Genomic DNA, 19,519 nt, shown 5'->3' with positions numbered 1-19,519 from the left:
AATCCTCGCCGCCCCCGGCCTCATCGGCGCAGACCAATGCTGCGACCCAAATCGAACTTCCCCCGGTCACGGTCGAAGCACGGCGGCCCCGGGCGGCGCGCCGCATCACCCATCACGCGCGCGCCGGCCGGACCGGTTCGCCTGCCGCCGCAGCACCACCGGCTGCGCCGCCCGTGGCAACAACCAGCGCCGCGCCGTTTGCGCCGTCGGCGCTCTCCGGCAACCAGATCCAGTCGAGCACCAGCCCGAGCTTCGGCAATCTGTTCTTCACCGCGCCGGGCGCGACCTCGGCCGGCCTTTCAACCCAATCGTCGCGCCCGGTCCTGCGTGGCCTGTCCGACGCCAAGGTCCGGATCCAGGAGAACGGCATCGGCAGCGTCGACGTCTCCGACATTGCGCAGGATCACGGCGTGCCGCTCGATCCGCTGGCATTGCAGAACACCGAGGTATTTCGCGGTCCTGGCGCCTTGCGCTTCGGCTCACAGGCGGTGGGCGGCGTCGTCGACGTCACCAACAACCGGATTCCGACCGCCGCCCCGATCGGTGGTATGGCAGCCGAGTTGCGCTCCGCCGTCACCTCGGTCGACAGCGGCTGGGAAAGCGGCCTGCTGCTCGACGCAGGCGCCGGCAATGTCGCCGTGCACGCCGATGTCTATGGCCGCGGCGCCCAGGATTACCGGATCCCGAGCTATCCCTATCTGGTGCCGCCCAGTCCGGCGCCCGCGTTCAACGGACGGCAGCCGAACTCGGCGACGCAGAGCGCGGGCGCCGCGATCGGCGGCTCCTATCTGTTCGACGGCGGCTATGCCGGCCTGTCGATCTCGCGCTTCACGAGCGACTATCACGTCCCGGGCATCGCATCGGCCGACAGCCAGCAGCACAATCAGCTCGAGCAGACCAAGATCATGAGCAAGGGCGAGTATCGCCCCGATGCAACCGCCATAGCAGCCGTGCGGTACTGGCTCGGCTACTCGGACTACCGGCACGACGAGATCGACCTCAACCAGACCGCCTTCGGCAATTTCGAGACCATCGGCGCGACGTTCAAGAACCGCCAGACCGAGGGCAAGCTCGAAGTCGTGAGCCAGCCCGTGGCGACGCCACTCGGCGCGCTGACCAGCATCATCGGCCTGCAAGGCGCCTATCAGCGCCTCGACACGCTCGGCCAGGCCATCCTGCTTCCGGCCCAGACCACGACCGCCGCCGGATACTTTTTCGAGGAGATGCGGCACACCGACACGCTGCGGACCCAGTTCGCCGCCCGCGTCGAAGCCGTCGACGTTGCCGGCACCGCGTTTGGGTTTCCGTCGAACTATCTGCCGCCGCCGAACGAGCCGGCGAGTTCGCCGTCGCGGTCCGACTTCCTGCCGACCAGCCTCAGCGTCGGGGTGATCAAGGACCTGCCTTCCTATCTGCAAGCGAGCGTGACGCTGCAACGGATCCAGCGCGCGCCGCGCGCGCTCGAACTGTTCGCGAGCGGTCCGGACGACTCGGAAAAGACCTTCAAGATCGGCAATCCCGACCTCACGCTCGAGACCGCCAATACCGCTGAGATCGGCCTGAAGCGTACCCGCGGCGATGTCAGGTTCGACGCCAACCTCTATTACACCCGCTACGACAAGTTCATCTTCGGTGCGGCGACCGGCAATTTCTGCGGCGCAACCTTTGCGACCTGCGCTGCGGGAGGCAGCGGCGACTACATCCAGGTCGCCTACTCCCAACGCGACGCCATCTTCCGCGGCGGCGAATTGTCCTGGCAATGGGACGTCTCGGCGCTGTCCGGCGGCATCTTCGGGATCGAGGGCCAGTTCGACATGGTGCGCGCCACCTTCACCGACGGCAGCAACGTGCCGCGGATTCCACCGATGCGGCTCGGCGGCGGCGTCTACTGGCGCAGCGACGCGTGGTATGCGCGGCTGAACCTGCTGCATGCCTTCACGCAGAACGACTACGCACAATTCGACACCCCGACCGACGGCTACAATCTGCTCAAGTTCCAGCTCGAGCACCGGCAGCGCTGGACGGATTCGCCGTGGGGCGCGGTGGAAGTGGCAACCGGCCTGATCGGCGACAATCTGCTCAACGCCGATATCCGCAACTCCGTGCAATTCCACAAGGACGAGATCCTGCAACCGGGCCGGACCGTCAAATTGTTCCTCAATGTCAAATACGGTGCCGATGCGCCGGCGAACACGACGTTTGGTGCCGCGCGGGATCGCGACGTCGCATCGATCTTCCGCAAGGCGCCGGACGCCCCGGCGTGGGACTGGAGCGGATTCTACGCCGGCGGCAGTGCCGGATATTCGTGGGGCGCGGCCCGCACCTATGCGGGCTTCATCGACGATGCGGGCGAGACACCGCTTGCCGGCCAACGCCCGAGCGCCGGCCTCGATCATGCCGGCATCGGTGTCCAGGCCGGTTACAACTGGACGATGGGCCGGATGGTGGCGGGCATCGAAGGCGATTTCGTCTACGCCAACCAGCGCGGCCAGTCCCAGGCCACTTGCCCGGCAGCCGCCTGCAATCCGGCGCTGCTGCCGCTCGATGCCGCGATGACGGCCAGCATGAACTATCGGCTCGACTGGCTGGCGTCGCTGCGCGGCCGCGTCGGCGTCGCGGTCACGCCGACGACGCTCGCCTACCTCACCGCCGGCGTGCCGTTCGGCACCGTGTCCTCATCGGGAACGGTGTCCGGATTCACCACGACCGGCGCGGCTACGACGACGCCTTTCAACGTCGACACGTTCAGCTTCGGTTGGGCTGTCGGCGCCGGACTTGAAAGCCGGCTGTTCGCCAACTGGACCGGCCGGATCGAATATCTCCACTCCGACCTCGGTTCGTTCCGCGCCAGCCCGCCTCCCGCGGCAGGCGTCGCAACATCGTTCGATTCCGATGCGCGGGTGCGCTTCGACGCGATCCGCGTCGGCGTGAACTACAAGTTCGGCGCGACGACCGTGAGCGACTAAAGCGCGACACCTGTGCAAACACTCCTGGCCGTCATCGCGGATGCCACCAGCGGCCGCCGATCACGACGGCCTCGGAGACGATCTTGCGATCGCCCGTCAGGTGCTCGCCGACCACGTCGACATAATCGAACTGTCCTTCCCTGACCGAGATCAGCGTGGCGTCGCCGACACAGCCCGGCTTCAGGCTGCCGAGTTCCGGACGCCGCAGCGCCATCGCGGCATTGACGGTGGACGCCGCGATCACGTCCGGCAGTGACATCCCCATGCAGAGGAATTTCGACATCGTCGTCACCTGGTCGAACGCCGGGCCGTCGATGCAGAGCTGGTGGATGTCGGACGAGATGGTGTCGGGTGAGAAGCCGTTGGCGAGCATCGCGCGCGCGGTCTTGAAGGCGAACGAGCCCTTGCCGTGGCCGATGTCGAACAGCACGCCGCGCTCGCGCGCCTCCAGCACCACCTTCTTCACCGTGCCTTGCGCGGTCGCGGGCGTGTTCGGGAACGGCCGGAACGCGTGGGTCAGCACGTCGCCCGGGCGCAACCGTGCCAGCACCTCCTCATAGCTCGGCGGCGGATGGTCGATATGCGCCATCAGCGGCATGCCGACCTCGTCCGCGACCTCGAGAGCGATCTCGAGCGGCACCAGCCCCGACGTGCCCGAGGCGAACAGGCCGACCCGCACCTTGATGCCGACGATGAGATCGCGGTTGGCGTCGGCGACGCGCACCGCATCGACCGGATTCATCAGCCGCAGTTCCTCGCTCTCGCCGACCATCACGCGATCCGAGAAGCCGAAGATGCCGGCATGCGAGACATGCAGATAGGCCAGGATACGGACCTGGCTCGGCTCGATCACATGCTTGCGGAAACCGGCAAAGTTGCCGGGGCCGGCGCTGCCGGTGTCGACCGCAGTGGTGACGCCGGAAGCGCGGCAGAATTCCTCCGCGTCGATGCCGAGCGAGGTGCCGCCCCAATAGACATGGGTGTGCAGGTCGATGATCCCCGGCGAGACGATCAAGCCGGAGACGTCGCGGACGTCGGTGGTGGGATCGGCCGTGAGCCGTGGTCCGATTGCGGCCACCTTTCCGCCCGCGAAGGCCACGTCAGTCACGGCATCGAGTTTTTGCGACGGGTCGATCACTCGCCCGCCACGCAGGATCAAATCGAAAGGCATCGTCGTCTCCGGATTTCCGTCACGAACGATGCTCGACTTCGCAGGCGCCCGCAAGCGGCTCAGCCGACGCGCACGGCATCGGGAATAGCCGGGCTCACCGCCTCGTCTGAACCCATGTCGATCCGCCTGGTCGACGCGACGATCGCCGCAATGGCCGGATCATGCGCCGCTTCCAGCCCCGCAATCGTCTCCCTGGCCCAATGGTACGACGACTGGAAGATCTCCTGATGGCGATCGAAGTCGGTCACGTCGATGCCGTCGGGCGTCGGCGGGCGCATCACCATGTCGAGCGGCGTGGTCGGCAGGGTGTCGTAGCGCTGGTGCGCGACGAGGCTGCGCCACAGCACGTTGACGGCGCTCGGCGCGGCCGGAAGCGCCTTGCGCCGGAACGGCATCAGCAGCGATGCCAGCAGTTCGAACCGTCCCGGCAGCGCGGCATAGTCGACGTCGAACATCTCGGTCGCCGGCTCGCCGAAATGGACCACGAGATTCGGCCCGCTCTTCATCTGATGCATCGGCCCCAGCGGAACGTTGTCGACCAGGCAGCCGTCGACCAGCATCACGCCATCCCTGGTGTAGAACGGCGGCAGCAGGCCCGGGATGGCGCTGGAGGCGCGCACCGCCTGCCACAGCAGGCCGGTCCTGATCAATTCGAGACTGTGCGTCGACAGGTTGGTGGCGACCGCGGCGAACGGCCGCCAGCAGTCCTCGATCCGGCAGTCATGGCCGTACTGATCGGCCAGCGCGGCATCGAACGCCTTGTGGTCCAGCAAGGCATAGCGCGGCCAGGTCGGGCGGCGAAAGCTGCGGCTGGAGACGAAGATCTCATGGGTGCCGCGCTCGAGATGCTCGGCGTCGTAGTTCTTGGCAAAGCCCGCCGCCATCGCCGACCCGACGCTGGTGCCGACGAAGATGTCGAACATCACGCCGCGCTCGCGGAACGCCTTGTAGACGCCGACATGCGCCGTGCCGAGGCTGCCGCCGCCGCCGGCGACGAAGCCGATCGCCCGACCGCAGAGAAAGCGGACCAGGCTGTCGATATCGATCATGTCCTCGAGCGCGACGTGATGATGCATGAAGCATGGCAGCCGCGCCAGCCAGGCCGCGGTGCCGCTGACCTCGCTTCGCCGCCGGTCATGGACGCGCACCAGACGCCGCGCCGACGCCGGATGCACGCCGCAGGCGAAGCTCTCGATCTCGGTCAGGACGGGCGCGGGCGCATCGCCGCGGCAGGCGAACACCACGAGGTCGGCCTGGCGAATGGCCTTACGCGACCAGTCCGAGGCGCCCTCGCCGCCGACATAGACCACCAGCGGCGCGTCATACTCGATCCTGTTGAGCCAGTCGGCGACCTCGGAGGTATCGAGCGCGCGCCCGGGAAACATCGCCTCGAGCCGCGCGAGGTCGACGATCTCGGCACCGGCGGCGGCGAGGCTGTTTCGCAACCGCTGTTCGAACTCGGGCGGGACTGGCCGGTGTCCGCCCGTGACCAGCGCCACGGTGCGCGCCTTCGGCGATGCGCGGGCCGGCAGCAGCCGCGCGGTCTCGGTGGCAAACCGCCGCGCGAGCGCCGCCAGCACGGCCTCGACGATGGCCGGCGCGTCCTGCGCGAGCTTGGCATAGGCCGCGCGCGTCAGCACCATCACGCTGGTGTCGCGAATCGCGATCACATTGGCGGTGCGCGGGATGTTGGCAAAGAACCCGACCTCGCCGACCAGTTCGCCGGCACGCAGTTCGGCGATCGGCTCGGGTTGATCGGTCCGGTACACCGCGAGCGCGCCGTGCAGCACCAGGAACAAGGCGTCCGAGGCACCGCCCTGCTCGACCAGCAGCTGGCCGCGCACGAGGTCGCGCCGGGTCATGGCGGCAAAGGCGATCACCCGCTGCTCGGCGCTCAGCGTCCTGAACAGCGCGAAGTCGTCGGAGGGGTTTCCCCACGCAAACGTCGCACCCGTTGCGTGCGTCGGCGGCACCCGGTTCGATTGCATGACCGGATGTTAGCGCCGCGCAGCCGTCCCGGCGAGCGATATCAGGGTCGGCGCAGGCATTGCGCTCGCCGGCATTGGACGCAGTGCAACAGGATCGCGCACTCAGCCGACCAGGTCCGGCCACGGCACGATGGTCGACTTCACCGTCTTCATCGCCATCGCGTCGGCGACGGCGCGCGCGACGCCATCTTCGGTGAAGGGATAGATCGTCTGCATGTCGAGCCAGGGATATTTGTCGCGCGTGCGGTAAAGCATGTCGACGCCGAGCGGCAGGTCGTTGCCGGTGAAGCCCCAGGAGCCGAGCACGTTGAGATCCTTGGTGCAGATGCGGTGCCACGACGTCTCGATCGAGCCGGCATCGGTGAACTGGCCCATCTCGACATAGGTGCCGCCGTCGCGCAGCATCTCGATGCCCTCCGGACCCGCGGTCGGATGGCCCGAGCAGTCCATCACGAGGTCGGCGCCGAAGCCACCGACGATGTCGCGCACCGCCGCGATGCGTGCCTCCGGCGTCCTGAGCTGCTCGATATCGACGGTCGCCTCCGCGCCGAACTTGCGCGCCAGCTTTAGCCGCGGCGTCTCCGGCGCGCCGACGCAGATCACGCGCCCTGCCCCCATCTCCTGCGCCGCGGCAACCGCGAGAATGCCGATCGGCCCGGAGCCCTGGATCACCACCGTGTCGCCCCAGCTGAAACCGCCGGCACGCGTGGCGCGATTGAAGGCGCGGATGCAGGAGGTCAACGGCTCGGAGAGCGCGCCGAGCCTGAGCGACATGTCGTCGGGCAATTTGTAGATCTTGGTGCCCGGCAGCATGTCGAGATCGACATAGACATATTCGGCCCAGCCGCCCCACATGTGCGGCGGCTTGTCGAAGCCGAGATAGCGGCCGTAATAGACCGGCGTCAGGCACTTGTTGGCGCTCTGCGGATAATGGATGCAGTAATAGCAGCGGCCGCACGGCATCAAGGGCGGGATCATCACCTTCGATCCCACCTTGAGCGGCTTGCTCATGAAATCCTCCGAAAATTCCGGACCGCATTCGACGATCACGCCGCCGAGTTCGTGGCCGAGCGTAAACGGCCATGGCAGCGGCTTCGGCCAGTGCCCTTTCAGGATATGCAGGTCGGTTCCGCAAACGCCGCAGGCGCCGACCTTGATCAAGGCCGCCTTTTTGCCGACATCCGGCCATGGCACGGTCCGGATTACCGGCTTGGCTCCTGGTCCCTCGTGGGTGCAGACGCGGATCTGCTGCATGGTTCGCGCTCCCTGGTCTTGTCGTTGGGCCGGGTTCGGCCGCGACGACATTAAGTCAGGACGATCGAAATGTCAGGATGATCGAAATGTCATGAAGGCGGCTTAGAGCGAACAGGATTGCAGCATCGCGGGGACGGCGACATGAATCCGGGTATCGAAGCTATCGTTGGCGTCTACGTCAGACTGGGCGAGCTGGACACACTGGAACGCATGAAGGCGCATCGCCTGAGCTTGCTGGACCAGTGCGTCGATACCGAGCATTTCAGCTTCGACGTCACGAGATCGACCTATCAGAGCGACCTCGAGGTGATCGAGGCCGGCATGGAAAGTCTCTATGGCGAGATCTCCGGCCATGTCGACGCCTTCAACGAGAACAGGATTGCCGGCTGGGCCCTCTACGACCAGCACCCCGACAAGCGGGTCAGGATCGAGATCTACATCAATGACGAGCTGGTCGCCGAAGTCGTGGCCGATCAGTTCCGCAACGATCTGCTCAAGCTCAACAAGGGCGACGGGCACCATGCCTTCACGTTCGTGCCACCAGGCGGGACCTATCAGCCGCCGCTGCGGCTCGAGGTTCGCGCGGCGAACAAGAAGGTCCTGAAGATGGTCGCCGTCGAATAGGCAATCGGCGCCGCAACCGCAACCACCTGTCGGACACAACACAGTCATCGTTCCCAGCTAACCTGCGCCAGCTTGCGCGCGCTCCTGGGCGCCCAGCGCAACATCTGTCCGTTCGCGGGACGCCGCGACCCGTAGGTGAAGAGATCATACCCCCGCTCCACCATGATCTCCGATGCCTCGACGAAGCCGAGATCGTCTTCAGGCGCCTTCGTGCTGTGAAAGGTCGTGTCGCTCTCGGTCGCTGCGCCGTCGACGACCGTCAGTGCAATCGTTCCATCTGCGTCCCGCAGCGGCTTGCAGATCGGAACCAGCCGCACCTCGAAGGGCGTCGGATGATAGGCGCGCAGCCGCAGGTTCTTGTTGAATTTCCGGTCACCCTCGATTTCAAGCACGCCCTTGCATGCTGCCGAATTGAGCATCATGCCGCTTAATGCGCTGATGCCTCCGAGCTTCAGCTCATAGCTCTTGCCCCGTTCCAGACGCACGCCCCTGAACTCGATCAAGGACGTCTTGTAATTTGCCACGGGCGCCGCGAGCCGGTCCTGCAAATTGATCACCTCGAAACGCGTGATCGGGAACATCCTGTCCACGGCAACCATCGGCATCGCCCGAATTTCGTCGATCAATTCCTTCAAACTGTCAGCGATCAGTTCCGACAGTTCCACCCCGGGATGGCTCGGGTCCTTGTAGAGAGTTTCCGGGCGTCCGGTTCCGCCCTCGAGAAGCTGCGCGATGCAATCGCGTACATCGAGATAGAACCACTCGTTTCGTTCAAAGACCGAGATGCAGTTGGAGATCAAATGCTTGGAGTATTCGACGGTGCTCACCGGGATGCACACGAAGATCGGTTCGCATCCGTTCCGCTTGGCGCTGTGTCCGATCCATTCGATCCATTTCACCACGTCGTAAAGCCCGATCGCACCGGCCGACAGCAGCGAGAAGTCGATCGCGCACATGTCGACGATGCAGAATTCCGCGTTCCGAAAGAACGCGCGGTCGGCAAAATACGGGCCAAGCAGTGAAGGGCTGGCGCCGACGCGCCCCGTCGACACCACGTCGATCGGCTGATGACGATCTAAAAATTTGTTGAAGAAGCCTTCCTTGAGAATGCTGTTGGATTGACCCAAGATCGCGATCCTCATCGTCATTCACTCCCCAACGGCTGTCAGCATATGCGCAAACTTCGAACCATCCCGGTTGCATTGTCAATCGTTGCAATGGCCACGATCGCGTCAGTCGGTGCCGCGCCATTGAGCGGACCTGCGTGCGACGAGGCGGATCAGCAGATAGCGTCGACGCCGACGATCCCCGATTCCGCCAACGCGCTTCGGCGCGACCTGAAGAATGTCGGCTCGCTGCCGGCCGACGCGTCGATCGTGTTGCTCGGCGACTCCCTGGTCGAGGCCTGGCCGCAGGACCTGTCGTCCTCGCTCGCTGCCGGACGTCCGGTCCTGAACCTCGGGGTCGGCCGCGATCGCATCCAGAATACGCTCTGGTTGCTGACGTCGTTCGAGCAACAGCTCAAGCGCGTGCAACCGCAATCCGTCATCCTGCTGCTCGGCACCAACAACGTCTACCTGGACAAGCCGTGCGGCGTCCGGCTCGCCTTCGACCACGTGTTCGATCGCATCAGCCGGATATGGCCGAAGGCCCGCGTGGTGCAGATCCTGATCCTGCCGCGCGGACCGAACATGACGGGCGCAAGGGAAACCATCTCGGAAGTCAATGCGTCGCTGCAATCGCGCGAGAAGTCGGTGCAGAAGTACCGCGTCCTCGATGCCTCGGCGATCGCCTGCCGCGACGGCACGCCCTGCGCCAATTATCGCGACGACCTGCTCCACCTCACGCGGACAGGATATGAGGAGTTGACGCAGATCGTCAGGACCAATCTCAACGGCAACTGATCCGGTTCAGCCGCCTCGGATTCTCGACGAGGAGCGATCTTCCTGACGGATTGACAGCGATGGGCGCCCGGTCCCACCCTGCGGTACAACCTCAGGCGAAGGAATGAGTCTGCAACCCGGCTCCGAACGAATCTTCACGGATGCCAGCACCGATCCGCTGGATGGGCGCGTGCGCTGGGCTCCCGCCAAGTCATTGTGGCTCAGCAGCATGACCGCCGTTGCAATCGTGTTTGGGCCGCTCACATTCTCCTGGAGTGCGTTCGCGCTGTTCATCGTGACCAGCGCGATCACGCTGTGCTTCGGGCATTCGGTCGGCATGCACCGGCGGCTGATCCATGCGAGCTTCGACTGTCCGTTGTGGCTCGAGCGGCTCTGCGTCTATCTCGGCACGCTGGTTGGAATGGCCGGTCCCTACGGCATGGTGCGACTGCACGATTTCCGCGACTGGGCACAGCGCCAGTCCATGTGTCACGACTATTCCTGCCACCGCGCCGGCTTCTGGCGCGATGCCTGGTGGCAGCTGCACTGCACGCTCGTGCTCAAACATCCGCCGGCATTCCAGCTCGAACCGCGGCTCGCCGCTGATCGCTTCTACGCCTTGGTCGAGCGGACCTGGATATGGCAACAACTGCCATGGGCGCTGCTGCTCTTTTCGCTGGGATCATGGAGCTGGCTGGTCTGGGGCATTTGTGTGCGCGTCAGCGTCTGCGTCACCGGCCACTGGCTGATCGGCCACTACTCGCATCGCCAGGGCAGCCAGACCTGGATCGTCGAAGGCGTCGCGGCCCAGGGCTACAATGTCGGCATCGCCGGGCTGATCAGCATGGGCGAGAGCTGGCACAACAATCACCATGCCTATCCGGGCTCGGCGAAGCTTGGCCTGCTGCCGGGCCAGATCGATCTCGGCTGGTGGCTGATCAAGGCGTTCGAGGCAGCCGGGCTGGCAACCAACATCAAGACACCGGACGATCTTGCGCCGCGCCCGGGTGCACGCCGCGTCGATGGCGGGGGCAATGCCGACACGGTCGCCGCGACATAGCAGCGGCCAACTGCCCGCACGACGGTTGCATATCTGGCGCCACGCCGCTATACGGCTCCCCGTCGGAAAAGGCAGACTTGGTTTGGTAAGCCCAAGTCCTTTCGTGGACGAACTGCTTTCAAAAGTGCAGTCCTTCGGAAACGAATGCTCTGGTCTCCTGCCTCGTGCATGAGATCCCCACGACGAACACCGGACGCCTTCAGTGCGTCCATTGTTCGTCCGTGTGGTTCTCAACCCGACGAACCGCTCCGGTCGAACACCGACAGAGGAGCAGTTCATGCACAACTCTCACCCCGTTTCCCATGATGTCGTGATTGCAGGTGGCGGCCCCGTCGGCCTGTTGCTTGCCTGCGAGCTGCGGCTGGCAAGAGTCTCGGTGTTGGTGCTGGAGCAGGCCGCGGACCCGAGGTCGCCATTGAAGCGGCTGCCATTCGGCATGCGCGGACTTTCATCACCCACCATCGAGGCGCTCTACCGCCGCGGCATGCTGGACGACATCGCGGCACTTCAGCGCGCCAAAGATGGCGCGCACCGCGGCGCGTCGCATGACGCGCATCGCCAGCAACCGCAGCGCCAACCGGCGGGCCATTTCGCGGGCATCCAGTTCTACCACGACACCGTCGACAGCTCGAAGTGGCGGTATCGCCTGCCAGGTCCGGCCGGCACCAGCATGGCGATCGACATGGAAACGCTCGAAACCGTCCTGGCCACGCGCGCAACCGCCATGGGCGTCGAGATCAGGCGCGGCCTTGCCGTCGAAGCGTTCGATCAGTCGGATGACGGCGTGGCCGTTCGCGCCGATGGCGAGACGTTCCACGGACGCTGGCTGGTCGGTTGCGATGGCGGCCGCAGCACGGTGCGCAAGGCTGGCGGATTTGCCTTCGTCGGCACCGATCCCGAGTTCACCGGCTACTCGGTCGACGTCGAGCTGACCGATCCGGACCAGCTCCGCCCCGGCCGCCACTACACGGCGACAGGCATGTACACCTACGCACGGCCCGGCACGATCGCGATGGTCGCGTTCGACGGCGGCGCCTTCCACCGCACCCAGCCGATCACGCGCGAGCATGTCCAGGCGATGCTGCGCCACATCTCCGGCACCGACGTCACCCTGACCGCGCTCAGGCTTGCGACCACCTGGACGGATCGCGCCTGCCAGGCGACGGACTACCGCCGCGGGCGCGTGCTGCTCGCCGGCGACGCCGCGCACATCCATTCGCCGCTGGGCGGCCAGGGCCTCAACCTCGGACTTGGCGATGCGCTCAACCTCGGCTGGAAGCTGGCCGCCACGATCCGCGGTGACGCGCCGGCCGACCTGCTCGACAGCTATTGCAGTGAACGGCATCCAATCGGAGCGCAGATTCTCGATTGGTCGCGCGCCCAGGTCGCGTTGATGCGGCCAAGCCGGAGTTCGCGCGCGCTCGAGGCCATCATCCGCGATCTCATCGACACACCCGACGGCGCGACTTATTTTGCCGAGCGGCTGTGGGGCATTTCGCAGCGTTACGATCTTGGCGGCAGCCATCCGCTGGTGGGCCGCAGCGCTCCCGATTTCGAGCTCCGCTGCGGGACGAGACTCGGCGATCTGCTCAGCGATGGGTGCGGCCTGTTGCTCGACTTTGACCCACGCCGGTCATTGCGAGCGATTGCCGATCGCTGGCGGAGCCGGATCAGCTATGTCGCAAGCGACGCCAAGGATCGGCTGGGCTTGACCGCGGTGCTGGTGCGTCCCGACGGGTTTGTGGCTTGGGCCACAGACATCGAGCCGGATCTGAAGGAGACTGCTCAAGCCGCGGCGCGATGGTTCGGAGAACCTGACGCAGCATATGAGTCCTAACACCCCTGGCTACGGCGCATGTGAATTTCGCTGAGCGCTCCGTGTCCGGGTCCCTATCTCACAACCGTAACGCCCCGTTAACCCTATCAGCTTTAGGGTCATCGGGGCTCCGAATGGACGGTGGCCGGGTTGTCGTGATGTCGTTTGCACAGAAGAAAACTACCGTCGTCCCTGTTGCCGAGGAGCGCCGGCGCTTCCAGCGCGTCAAGGTGCACCTGCTCGGCCGCTACATGCTGCCCGACCGGCGCGAGTTTCCCTGCCAGATTATCAACATGTCCCCGGGAGGGCTCGCGCTGCTGGCGCCCGGCATCGGCAATGTCGGCGACCGCGTGATCGCCTATCTCGACCACATCGGCCGGGTCGAGGGACGGATCACCCGCATCATCGACAACGGCTTCGCGATGACGATCGGCGCCACCGCCCGCAAGCGTGACAAGCTCGCCGCCCAGCTCACCTGGCTCGCCAATCGCGACATCCTCAACCTGCCCGAGGACCGCCGCCACGACCGTATCGTGCCGCGCAACCCGATCGCCCTGCTCACCCAGGAAGACGGCACGCGGATGACCTGCCGCATCATCGACCTTTCCTTGTCCGGTGCGGCGATCGCCGCGGAGAACCGGCCGCCGCTGAAGTCGCTCGTGATGCTCGGCAAGGTGCAGGCCCGCGTGGTGCGAAATCTCGAAGAAGGCTTCGCGCTCGAGTTCGTCCACGAGCAGTCCGCGGAAACGCTCGAAGAGAGCGTTACCGCGAGGTAAAGCGAAAAGCGGCTCAATACCCCCATTTTCAGCGCGCGAAGGCGGCCACCGGTGCACCGGTGGCCGCCTTCGGCGCATTTGGTCCGGTGAAATCGGCGGTTAACGGCGGACGGGTTTGCCGCAACAAACCACGCTGGCGCAGCGCTTGCCGCGTTAATGCATAAAATTTGAATCAATTGCAGTTGTTTCAAATTTTACGCGAATTCGATTCAAGTACAGTTCGAATTCGCCGCAGGTTTTACCAGTATTCGCGTCAAATCTACTTTGCGTACTTAGCGGCGGCGCAAAAGCTTTGTGCGACATGTGGTCCCAACAAGAAGAACGGGGGCCACGATGTTTGGGTTCAGGGGACAGGGGAAAGGTTTGGCGGTTGCCGCCATTCTGTTTGCGACGTGCGTGTCGGCCAAGGCCGGCGACGTGGTCTATGCCAGCCTGGGCGATGTTACGCGTTCGCCGATCGGCTGGGTCGAATTCTGCGCCGACAATCCGGCCGAGTGCCGCGGCGGCGCGACGCAACCACGCGACATCGTGTTGTCGCAGACCGCTTGGCGCGACCTCGTTCGGGTCAACAAGTGGGTCAACGAGACCGTCAAGCCGATGACCGACATGGATCATTGGGGCGTGATCGAGAAATGGTCGTTGCCGACCGACGGCTACGGCGACTGCGAGGACTACGTGCTCCTGAAGCGCAAGATGTTGATGGACGCCGGCTGGCCCCGCGAGGCGCTGTTGATCACGGTGGTGCGCGACAAGAAGGGCGAAGGCCACGCGGTGCTGACGGTGAAGACCGACAAGGGCGAGTTCGTGCTCGATAACCAGAACGAGAGCATCGTCGCCTGGACGGAGACCGGCTACCGCTTCGTCAAGCGGCAATCGCAGAGCGATCCCAACGTGTGGGTCTCGCTCGGCGACAACCGCCCCGCAGTTTCAACCGCAAGCTCGCGCTGAGCGGCAACAAGGAATCGAGTTCGCGACCCGGTCACATCCCCACCCCTCCCCGTCCCAGACCGGTTCGCGCGCGGCCAGGCTCCCCCAAGCCTGGCCGCAACCTTTTTGGGGACGCGAAAGGCCGATGATCAGAACAGACCTTCGAGAAAAACCGCTGTCTCGTCCGTGATGCCGACGATCTTGTTGGTAGCCTGCCGGTAGAACTTGAAATTGAGTTCGGTCTCCGGCCGGCCGTCGTCCCAATCCTTGAAGCGCTTGAGCTGGTCGCGCCCCAACTTCTGCTTCGCGAGCGCGACGCGCCGCACTGCGATGCTGACTCGCGGCGTTTGCCGCGCGACACCAGCCTTCCGCGCCACCGGCTCGGCCGACGTCACGACCGCGCGCGCGATCAGGCCTTTGCCGCCCTCGTTCTCGCTCGCGAACACGAAGACGGTGTCGCCCGTGGCGATGCGCTTGCCGCCGTACATGGTCTTCTGCGCGGCGAAGGTGAAGGCCTTCGCTTTCAGATCGCGGATCTCGGTCTTGATCGCATATGCCATCGCATGCCTTTCGCCGCTCCGCCCCGCCGTCCCGCGCCACGGCTTGACATCGTAGCACCGTCGCGCTTGAATTGAATTCAGTTCAATGATCGAGCGGGCCATGGACGCGACCAGCCAGGGGACACGGCAACGGCTGCTCTCGGCGGCGCAGGACGAGCTCATCGCAGGCCATGGGCATCTCGAGATGCAGGCCGTCGCCAGGCGGGCGCAGGTCTCGGTCGGGCTCGCCTACCACCATTTCGGATCGAAGGCCGGTCTGATCGCCGCCGTGGTCGATGACTTCTATGAACGCCTCGACGAGGCGGCGTTCGGCGGCGCCAAATTCTCGGCCCGGAGCTGGTCCGACCGGGAAAAGCAGCGGGTCGGCGCCTACGTCGCGTTTCACTACGACCACCCGTTCGCCCCGCTGGTCATCGGACCGCTGAGCCGCGCGTCCGAGGTGCTCGATGTCGAGACCGCCTTCACCAGCCGCCAGCTGGCCGCCGGTGCCCGCATGCTTCAGGCGGCCCAGCGCGACCGGATCGTGCCCGGCGACATCGACCCTCATCTCACCATCGCGCTGATGATCGGCGGCATCCGCCAGGCGCTGATCGGCGCGCTCACGGGCGAACGGCGCCCCGATCCCGCCAAGCTGACCGACGAGATCTGGGCCTTCATGGCCGCTGCATTGCGCCTGCCCGCCGGATCGCAAATCGTAACGCCAAAGGCCGCGCGCCGAGGCCGAGCCTAAGGTTCACCCTTAACCCCAATGTCGGTGGCCATCTTGTTCAACCCGCACGATTTTCACACGCCGCAATCGTCCTACGGCAAGCCGGATCTGCTGCGTTCGAGCGAAGGCGGCTATTTCGGGCCAGGCAACGCGCAATTGCCGGCACCGCCGATGCTGATGATGGACCGGATCACCGCGATCAACCTGGACGGCGGCGCTTTCGGCAAGGGCCATGTCGCCGGCGAACTGGACATCGTGCCGGAGCATTGGTTCTTCGCCTGCCACTTTGCCGGCGATCCCGTGATGCCCGGCTGCCTTGGCCTCGATGCGATGTGGCAGATCATCGGCTTCTGGCTGGGCTGGTCGGGCTCACCAGGCAAAGGCCGTGCGCTCGGGGTCGGCGAGGTCAAATTCCGGGGGCACATCACGCGCGACGTCCGGCTGGTCCGCTACGAGGTCGACATCCGCCAGGTCAGGCGCGGCCGCCTGGTGCTGGGCGTCGCCGATGGCCGCGTGCTTGCCGACGGCGCCTGTGTCTACCTCGCGAAGGACATGAGGGTCGGCCTGATCGCGCCCAAGAGTTGAGCCCGGCGTTGCCGTCGTGCCGCAAAAGCCCTTTGCATTTGCGGCGAATTCGACCGATCCAGGCGTCACCTGCTTGAACCGCCCGGGTTTTGCCCGCGCCGGGGTTGTGGTATTCGGAACCTTTCCAATGATGTCCGGTTCTGGTCGCATGGTCGAACTTGCTCCCCGGAATTCCCAAGCCCGCAACCTGATTGGCGTGCAGCCGATCGCGATCGGCGTGGTGGCGCTGGTGCTCGTGCTGTTCGGGATCGGCTCGATCGCGCTGTGGCGCGCTTTCACCGGCAATGCGCCTGAGACCGACCGGATGGTCGCAGCCCGCCAGTTGCAGGCCCGTACCGCGCAGGTCTCCGAGGCCTTGGTGGAAAAGACCAAGGGGATCGAGGAGACCCAGCAGGAATCGATCGACCAGTTGCAGGTGGTGCAGGATCAGTTGCAGACCATGCGCAAGCAGTTCGCCGCGCAGCAGGCCGACGCCAAGAAGCTCTCCGATCAGGTCGCCGCACTGACCGAGCAGGTCGAGGGTCTGCGCCAATCCCTGGCCAGCGCGCAGGCCAACGAGCCGGCGGCCGAACCGGCCCCGCGCACGCGCTCGAAGGCAACCCGCAGCGCCAACCGGAAGCGCCACGGCTCCCGCGGCTGATGGCCTCCGCAAGGCTGGCACCGAGCGTCGGCACGGCCATACAATTGCGCCAAATCCCGAGCAAGATCAGCATCTAACGCGGAACTTTCGCATTCCAGTACCGTTGGTTCGACCGCGCTGGAGTGCCCGTTAGCGTGAATTAATCCGGACTTTGTGAACTGGTTCACATATCGGACTTCGAATCCGAGTCATCTTCATGTGACCGGATGGCGTGAGCCGATTTCAATATCCGGGGCTGGCAAGGTCGTTGACGGTATACTACGTCGACGGCCTTGTTTTTTTAGGGCCGATTTTCCAACCCGTGGTTTCGGCTTGCCCGGAGGGCACGACGGCGGCCGGGCTTGTTCGGCAAGGCCGGCAGCCCCCGCTCCCACACCCCGACGCTGGATCCAGTCCGCTTACCGGCCGCGGAGCTATTCGTCGCGACCGCGCACGCTGCGATCGCCTCTCAGCCGCAGCCTTGCAAGCTTCGGTTCGAGTTCGTGCAGCATGCAGATCAACGCAACGGCGAGGCCTGAAACAACCACCATGAACAGCAATGTCAGATCAGGAATGGTCAACATGTTCGCTATCCTCTGAGGCCGGCTCCAATCGCAGCCGGCTCTTCTGCCGTGACGTGTTCACGCACAAACTGCTGTCGCAACACGAAGCAAGCGGCGTACCAACGGCCGCGGCCCCGGCAAGCAGAACGCCGGGGCCGCGCGACGATTCCAGGACATCAGCATGGCGATCCAATGGATCGGCCATGCTTCAGCGGATGGCTCAGTTGCAAACCTGCACGGGCCGGACCTGCCGGCCATACGGCGTCAACACCGCGCGGCGCACGACGTAGCAACCGCCGTCACCGTAGCCATAACCATAGCCGTCGTCGTAGCCGTAACCGGCGTAATAGGGATTGTTGTAGTAGCTGTCGTAGTAATCGTAGGCGCCGTAGCCGAGCCCGAAGCCGATCGCTGCCGCGGCAAACGGATAGCCCCAGCCGCGCCGGTAATAGCCGCCGTGCCAGCCTCCACCATGCCAGCCACCGCCGTGCCAACCGCCGCCGATCGCGGCCGACCGGAAACCACCGCCCCCGCCCATGGCGCGGAAAGCGCCGCCATGAAAGCCGCCACCACCGTGGAAACCGCCGCCACCATGGAAGCCGCCGCCACCGAATCCGCCGCGTGCCGACGCAGTGTCGACCGTGAGCAGGCCGACCGAAGCCGTCGCCAGCAAGGCAATCATCGTTTTACGCAACATCACCCGTTACTCCTTTTCCAAGGCTTTCCTTTTCAAGCCTCCTCCGCCGCGTCCCGCGCATGCTAACCCAATGTAGGATCGCGACTTCCTCCGCGCGCCTATGCCGCGCTCACTTCTGCGCGACCCACGTTCATCGAGGGCGCAGAAGTCAAAAGTTAACAGCCGCGGCAGATGCCTTTCATCCGACGGTCGACCGTCCTGTTCTCGTCGGCGATGGCCTTGTCGACGCCTTCGGTCGCCGCCGCCGCACCGGTGGTGACGCCCTCGCCGCTGTTCAGCCGCCCCGACGATTGCGCGGTCCCGGCGCTGTTGGTGCCCGGCGATGAGGTGACTTGCGGCGATATCGGGCTGACTGACGAAGGGCTGCCGGTGCCTTGGCCGTAGGTAACCGCAGGCGCCAGCAGAATGGCGATTGTCGCGAGTGCAGCGGTAGCGGATAATTTGCGCATGGAAATTCTCCTTGCGGACGTCAACGAGTCCGCAGAACGCCGGTTCCAGCGCGCGTTCGAGCAATACAGTTTGGGAGCAATGCAATTTGCGCAAGCTGATCGAGTTCGACGACGATACGTTCGACAAGCTGAAGCAGCTGGGACGCGACCGGATGGCGAGCTTGCAGGAGCTCGCGGACGAGGCTTTCGCCGACCTGCTCAAGAAGCACGGTATTCCGATCGACCTGAAGGATGCGCTGCGCAAGAGCGCCAGGCTTCAAGATGCAGCAAAGCCGCCGCGTGCAGCGCCGAAGGCCGCACGCAAGCAGGGCCGCAGGCGCTGAGAATTCAGCCGATCTTCTTCAGTCCGGCCTTATACTGCGGACCCCTGATCGCGTAGGCCTTGGCCGGCCGCGACAACGCCTCCGCCTGCGCGGCGTCCAGCGTGCGCACCGCGCGCGCCGGCGCGCCGATGATCAGGGAATTTTCCGGAAACTCCTTGCCCTCGGTGATGACGGAGCCGGCGCCGACGACGCTGCCGCGCCTGATGCGCGCGCCGTTCATCACGATCGATCCCATCCCGATCAACACGCCGTCTTCCAGCGTGCAGCCGTGCACGATCGCGTTGTGGCCGATGGTGACGTTCTTGCCGATGGTCAGGGGAAAGCCGGGATCGACATGCAGGGTGGAATTGTCCTGGACGTTGGAGCCCTCGCCGACCTCGATCCACTCATTGTCGCCGCGCAGCACGGCGCCGAACCAGACGCTCGTCGCGGATTTGAGCCGCACCTTGCCGATCACGACAGCATTGTCGGCGATGAAGTAGCTGCCGTCAGCGGGAAGATCGGGCCCCTGCCCGTCGAGTTCGTAGATCGCCATGAAGGTCTCCTTAT

At 65.1% G+C, this 19,519-nt stretch carries 20 protein-coding genes; 11 read left to right on the top strand and 9 right to left on the bottom strand.

What is annotated here, in order from left to right; all coding sequences use genetic code 11:
* Positions 1-173: 173 nt before the first annotated feature.
* Positions 174-2,966: a TonB-dependent receptor domain-containing protein gene (locus tag B2W55_RS17075; protein WP_024582462.1), complete on the top strand. Its 2,793-nt coding sequence runs from the start codon at positions 174-176 to the stop codon at positions 2,964-2,966.
* 31 nt (positions 2,967-2,997) lie between these two features.
* Here B2W55_RS17075 and B2W55_RS17070 read toward each other — a convergent pair whose 3' ends face one another.
* The 3 genes from B2W55_RS17070 to B2W55_RS17060 form a co-directional block, all read right to left on the bottom strand.
* Positions 2,998-4,137, bottom strand: a complete 1,140-nt coding sequence (locus tag B2W55_RS17070; RefSeq protein WP_024582463.1) for an amidohydrolase/deacetylase family metallohydrolase — start codon at positions 4,135-4,137, stop codon at positions 2,998-3,000.
* Between the two features lie 59 nt (positions 4,138-4,196).
* The gene (locus tag B2W55_RS17065) at positions 4,197-6,125 is read right to left on the bottom strand and encodes a patatin-like phospholipase family protein (protein ID WP_024582464.1); all 1,929 of its coding nucleotides are present in this window, start codon (positions 6,123-6,125) and stop codon (positions 4,197-4,199) included.
* A 102-nt stretch (positions 6,126-6,227) separates the two neighbouring features.
* Positions 6,228-7,379, bottom strand: a complete 1,152-nt coding sequence (locus B2W55_RS17060) for a zinc-binding dehydrogenase (RefSeq protein WP_024582465.1) — start codon at positions 7,377-7,379, stop codon at positions 6,228-6,230.
* Positions 7,380-7,520: 141 nt separating this feature from the next.
* Here B2W55_RS17060 and B2W55_RS17055 point away from each other — a divergent pair, with 141 nt between their 5' ends.
* Positions 7,521-8,003 (top strand): hypothetical protein, encoded by a 483-nt coding sequence (locus B2W55_RS17055; RefSeq protein ID WP_024582466.1) that lies wholly within the window; start codon positions 7,521-7,523, stop codon positions 8,001-8,003.
* A 44-nt stretch (positions 8,004-8,047) separates the two neighbouring features.
* Here the strand turns inward: B2W55_RS17055 and B2W55_RS17050 are convergent, their stop codons facing one another.
* The gene (locus B2W55_RS17050; protein WP_145987226.1) at positions 8,048-9,145 is read right to left on the bottom strand and encodes a hypothetical protein; all 1,098 of its coding nucleotides are present in this window, start codon (positions 9,143-9,145) and stop codon (positions 8,048-8,050) included.
* Between the two features lie 108 nt (positions 9,146-9,253).
* Between B2W55_RS17050 and B2W55_RS17045 the strand changes: the two genes are divergently transcribed.
* From B2W55_RS17045 to B2W55_RS17025, 5 genes are all read left to right on the top strand, one after another.
* Complete coding sequence (locus B2W55_RS17045; RefSeq protein WP_157817282.1) at positions 9,254-9,907, top strand: GDSL-type esterase/lipase family protein; 654 nt, start codon at positions 9,254-9,256, stop codon at positions 9,905-9,907.
* Positions 9,908-10,010: 103 nt separating this feature from the next.
* The gene (locus B2W55_RS17040) at positions 10,011-10,946 is read left to right on the top strand and encodes an acyl-CoA desaturase (RefSeq protein WP_024582469.1); all 936 of its coding nucleotides are present in this window, start codon (positions 10,011-10,013) and stop codon (positions 10,944-10,946) included.
* Between the two features lie 277 nt (positions 10,947-11,223).
* Complete coding sequence (locus tag B2W55_RS17035; RefSeq protein WP_024582470.1) at positions 11,224-12,783, top strand: FAD-dependent monooxygenase; 1,560 nt, start codon at positions 11,224-11,226, stop codon at positions 12,781-12,783.
* A 137-nt stretch (positions 12,784-12,920) separates the two neighbouring features.
* Positions 12,921-13,538, top strand: coding sequence for a PilZ domain-containing protein (locus B2W55_RS17030; RefSeq protein WP_024582471.1), 618 nt, complete (start codon positions 12,921-12,923; stop codon positions 13,536-13,538).
* A gap of 333 nt (positions 13,539-13,871) precedes the next feature.
* Positions 13,872-14,486 (top strand): transglutaminase-like cysteine peptidase, encoded by a 615-nt coding sequence (locus B2W55_RS17025; RefSeq protein ID WP_024582472.1) that lies wholly within the window; start codon positions 13,872-13,874, stop codon positions 14,484-14,486.
* Between the two features lie 128 nt (positions 14,487-14,614).
* Here the strand turns inward: B2W55_RS17025 and B2W55_RS17020 are convergent, their stop codons facing one another.
* Positions 14,615-15,127, bottom strand: a complete 513-nt coding sequence (locus B2W55_RS17020; RefSeq protein WP_244442245.1) for a hypothetical protein — start codon at positions 15,125-15,127, stop codon at positions 14,615-14,617.
* Between B2W55_RS17020 and B2W55_RS17015 the strand changes: the two genes are divergently transcribed.
* The 3 genes from B2W55_RS17015 to B2W55_RS17005 all read left to right on the top strand — a co-directional run bounded on the left by B2W55_RS17015 (position 15,126) and on the right by B2W55_RS17005 (position 16,959).
* Positions 15,126-15,755: a TetR/AcrR family transcriptional regulator gene (locus tag B2W55_RS17015; RefSeq protein ID WP_160306783.1), complete on the top strand. Its 630-nt coding sequence runs from the start codon at positions 15,126-15,128 to the stop codon at positions 15,753-15,755. The genes B2W55_RS17020 and B2W55_RS17015 overlap by 2 nt on opposite strands.
* Before the next feature lie 18 nt (positions 15,756-15,773).
* The gene (fabA, locus tag B2W55_RS17010) at positions 15,774-16,319 is read left to right on the top strand and encodes a bifunctional 3-hydroxydecanoyl-ACP dehydratase/trans-2-decenoyl-ACP isomerase (RefSeq protein WP_371412478.1); all 546 of its coding nucleotides are present in this window, start codon (positions 15,774-15,776) and stop codon (positions 16,317-16,319) included.
* A 148-nt stretch (positions 16,320-16,467) separates the two neighbouring features.
* Positions 16,468-16,959: a hypothetical protein gene (locus B2W55_RS17005; protein ID WP_024582476.1), complete on the top strand. Its 492-nt coding sequence runs from the start codon at positions 16,468-16,470 to the stop codon at positions 16,957-16,959.
* Between the two features lie 413 nt (positions 16,960-17,372).
* Here the strand turns inward: B2W55_RS17005 and B2W55_RS17000 are convergent, their stop codons facing one another.
* From B2W55_RS17000 to B2W55_RS16990, 3 genes are all read right to left on the bottom strand, one after another.
* On the bottom strand, positions 17,373-17,522 hold the full coding sequence (locus B2W55_RS17000; RefSeq protein ID WP_160306785.1) for a hypothetical protein: 150 nt from the start codon (positions 17,520-17,522) through the stop codon (positions 17,373-17,375).
* 199 nt (positions 17,523-17,721) lie between these two features.
* A complete protein-coding gene (locus B2W55_RS16995) occupies positions 17,722-18,198 on the bottom strand; it encodes a hypothetical protein (protein ID WP_029879427.1) in 477 nt (158 codons plus the stop codon).
* A gap of 155 nt (positions 18,199-18,353) precedes the next feature.
* The gene (locus B2W55_RS16990) at positions 18,354-18,647 is read right to left on the bottom strand and encodes a hypothetical protein (RefSeq protein ID WP_029879428.1); all 294 of its coding nucleotides are present in this window, start codon (positions 18,645-18,647) and stop codon (positions 18,354-18,356) included.
* 86 nt (positions 18,648-18,733) lie between these two features.
* On the opposite strand from B2W55_RS16990, the gene B2W55_RS16985 reads away from it, so the two are divergent.
* Positions 18,734-18,970 (top strand): hypothetical protein, encoded by a 237-nt coding sequence (locus tag B2W55_RS16985; protein ID WP_024582479.1) that lies wholly within the window; start codon positions 18,734-18,736, stop codon positions 18,968-18,970.
* Positions 18,971-18,974: 4 nt separating this feature from the next.
* Here the strand turns inward: B2W55_RS16985 and B2W55_RS16980 are convergent, their stop codons facing one another.
* Positions 18,975-19,505, bottom strand: coding sequence for a gamma carbonic anhydrase family protein (locus B2W55_RS16980; RefSeq protein WP_024582480.1), 531 nt, complete (start codon positions 19,503-19,505; stop codon positions 18,975-18,977).
* Between the last annotated feature and the right edge of the window lie 14 nt (positions 19,506-19,519).

The sequence above is a fragment of the Bradyrhizobium sp. UBA2491 genome (genome assembly GCF_002341725.1).
Classification (GTDB): Bacteria; Pseudomonadota; Alphaproteobacteria; order Rhizobiales; family Xanthobacteraceae; genus Bradyrhizobium.
This window is presented reverse-complemented; position numbering and strand designations above follow the sequence as displayed.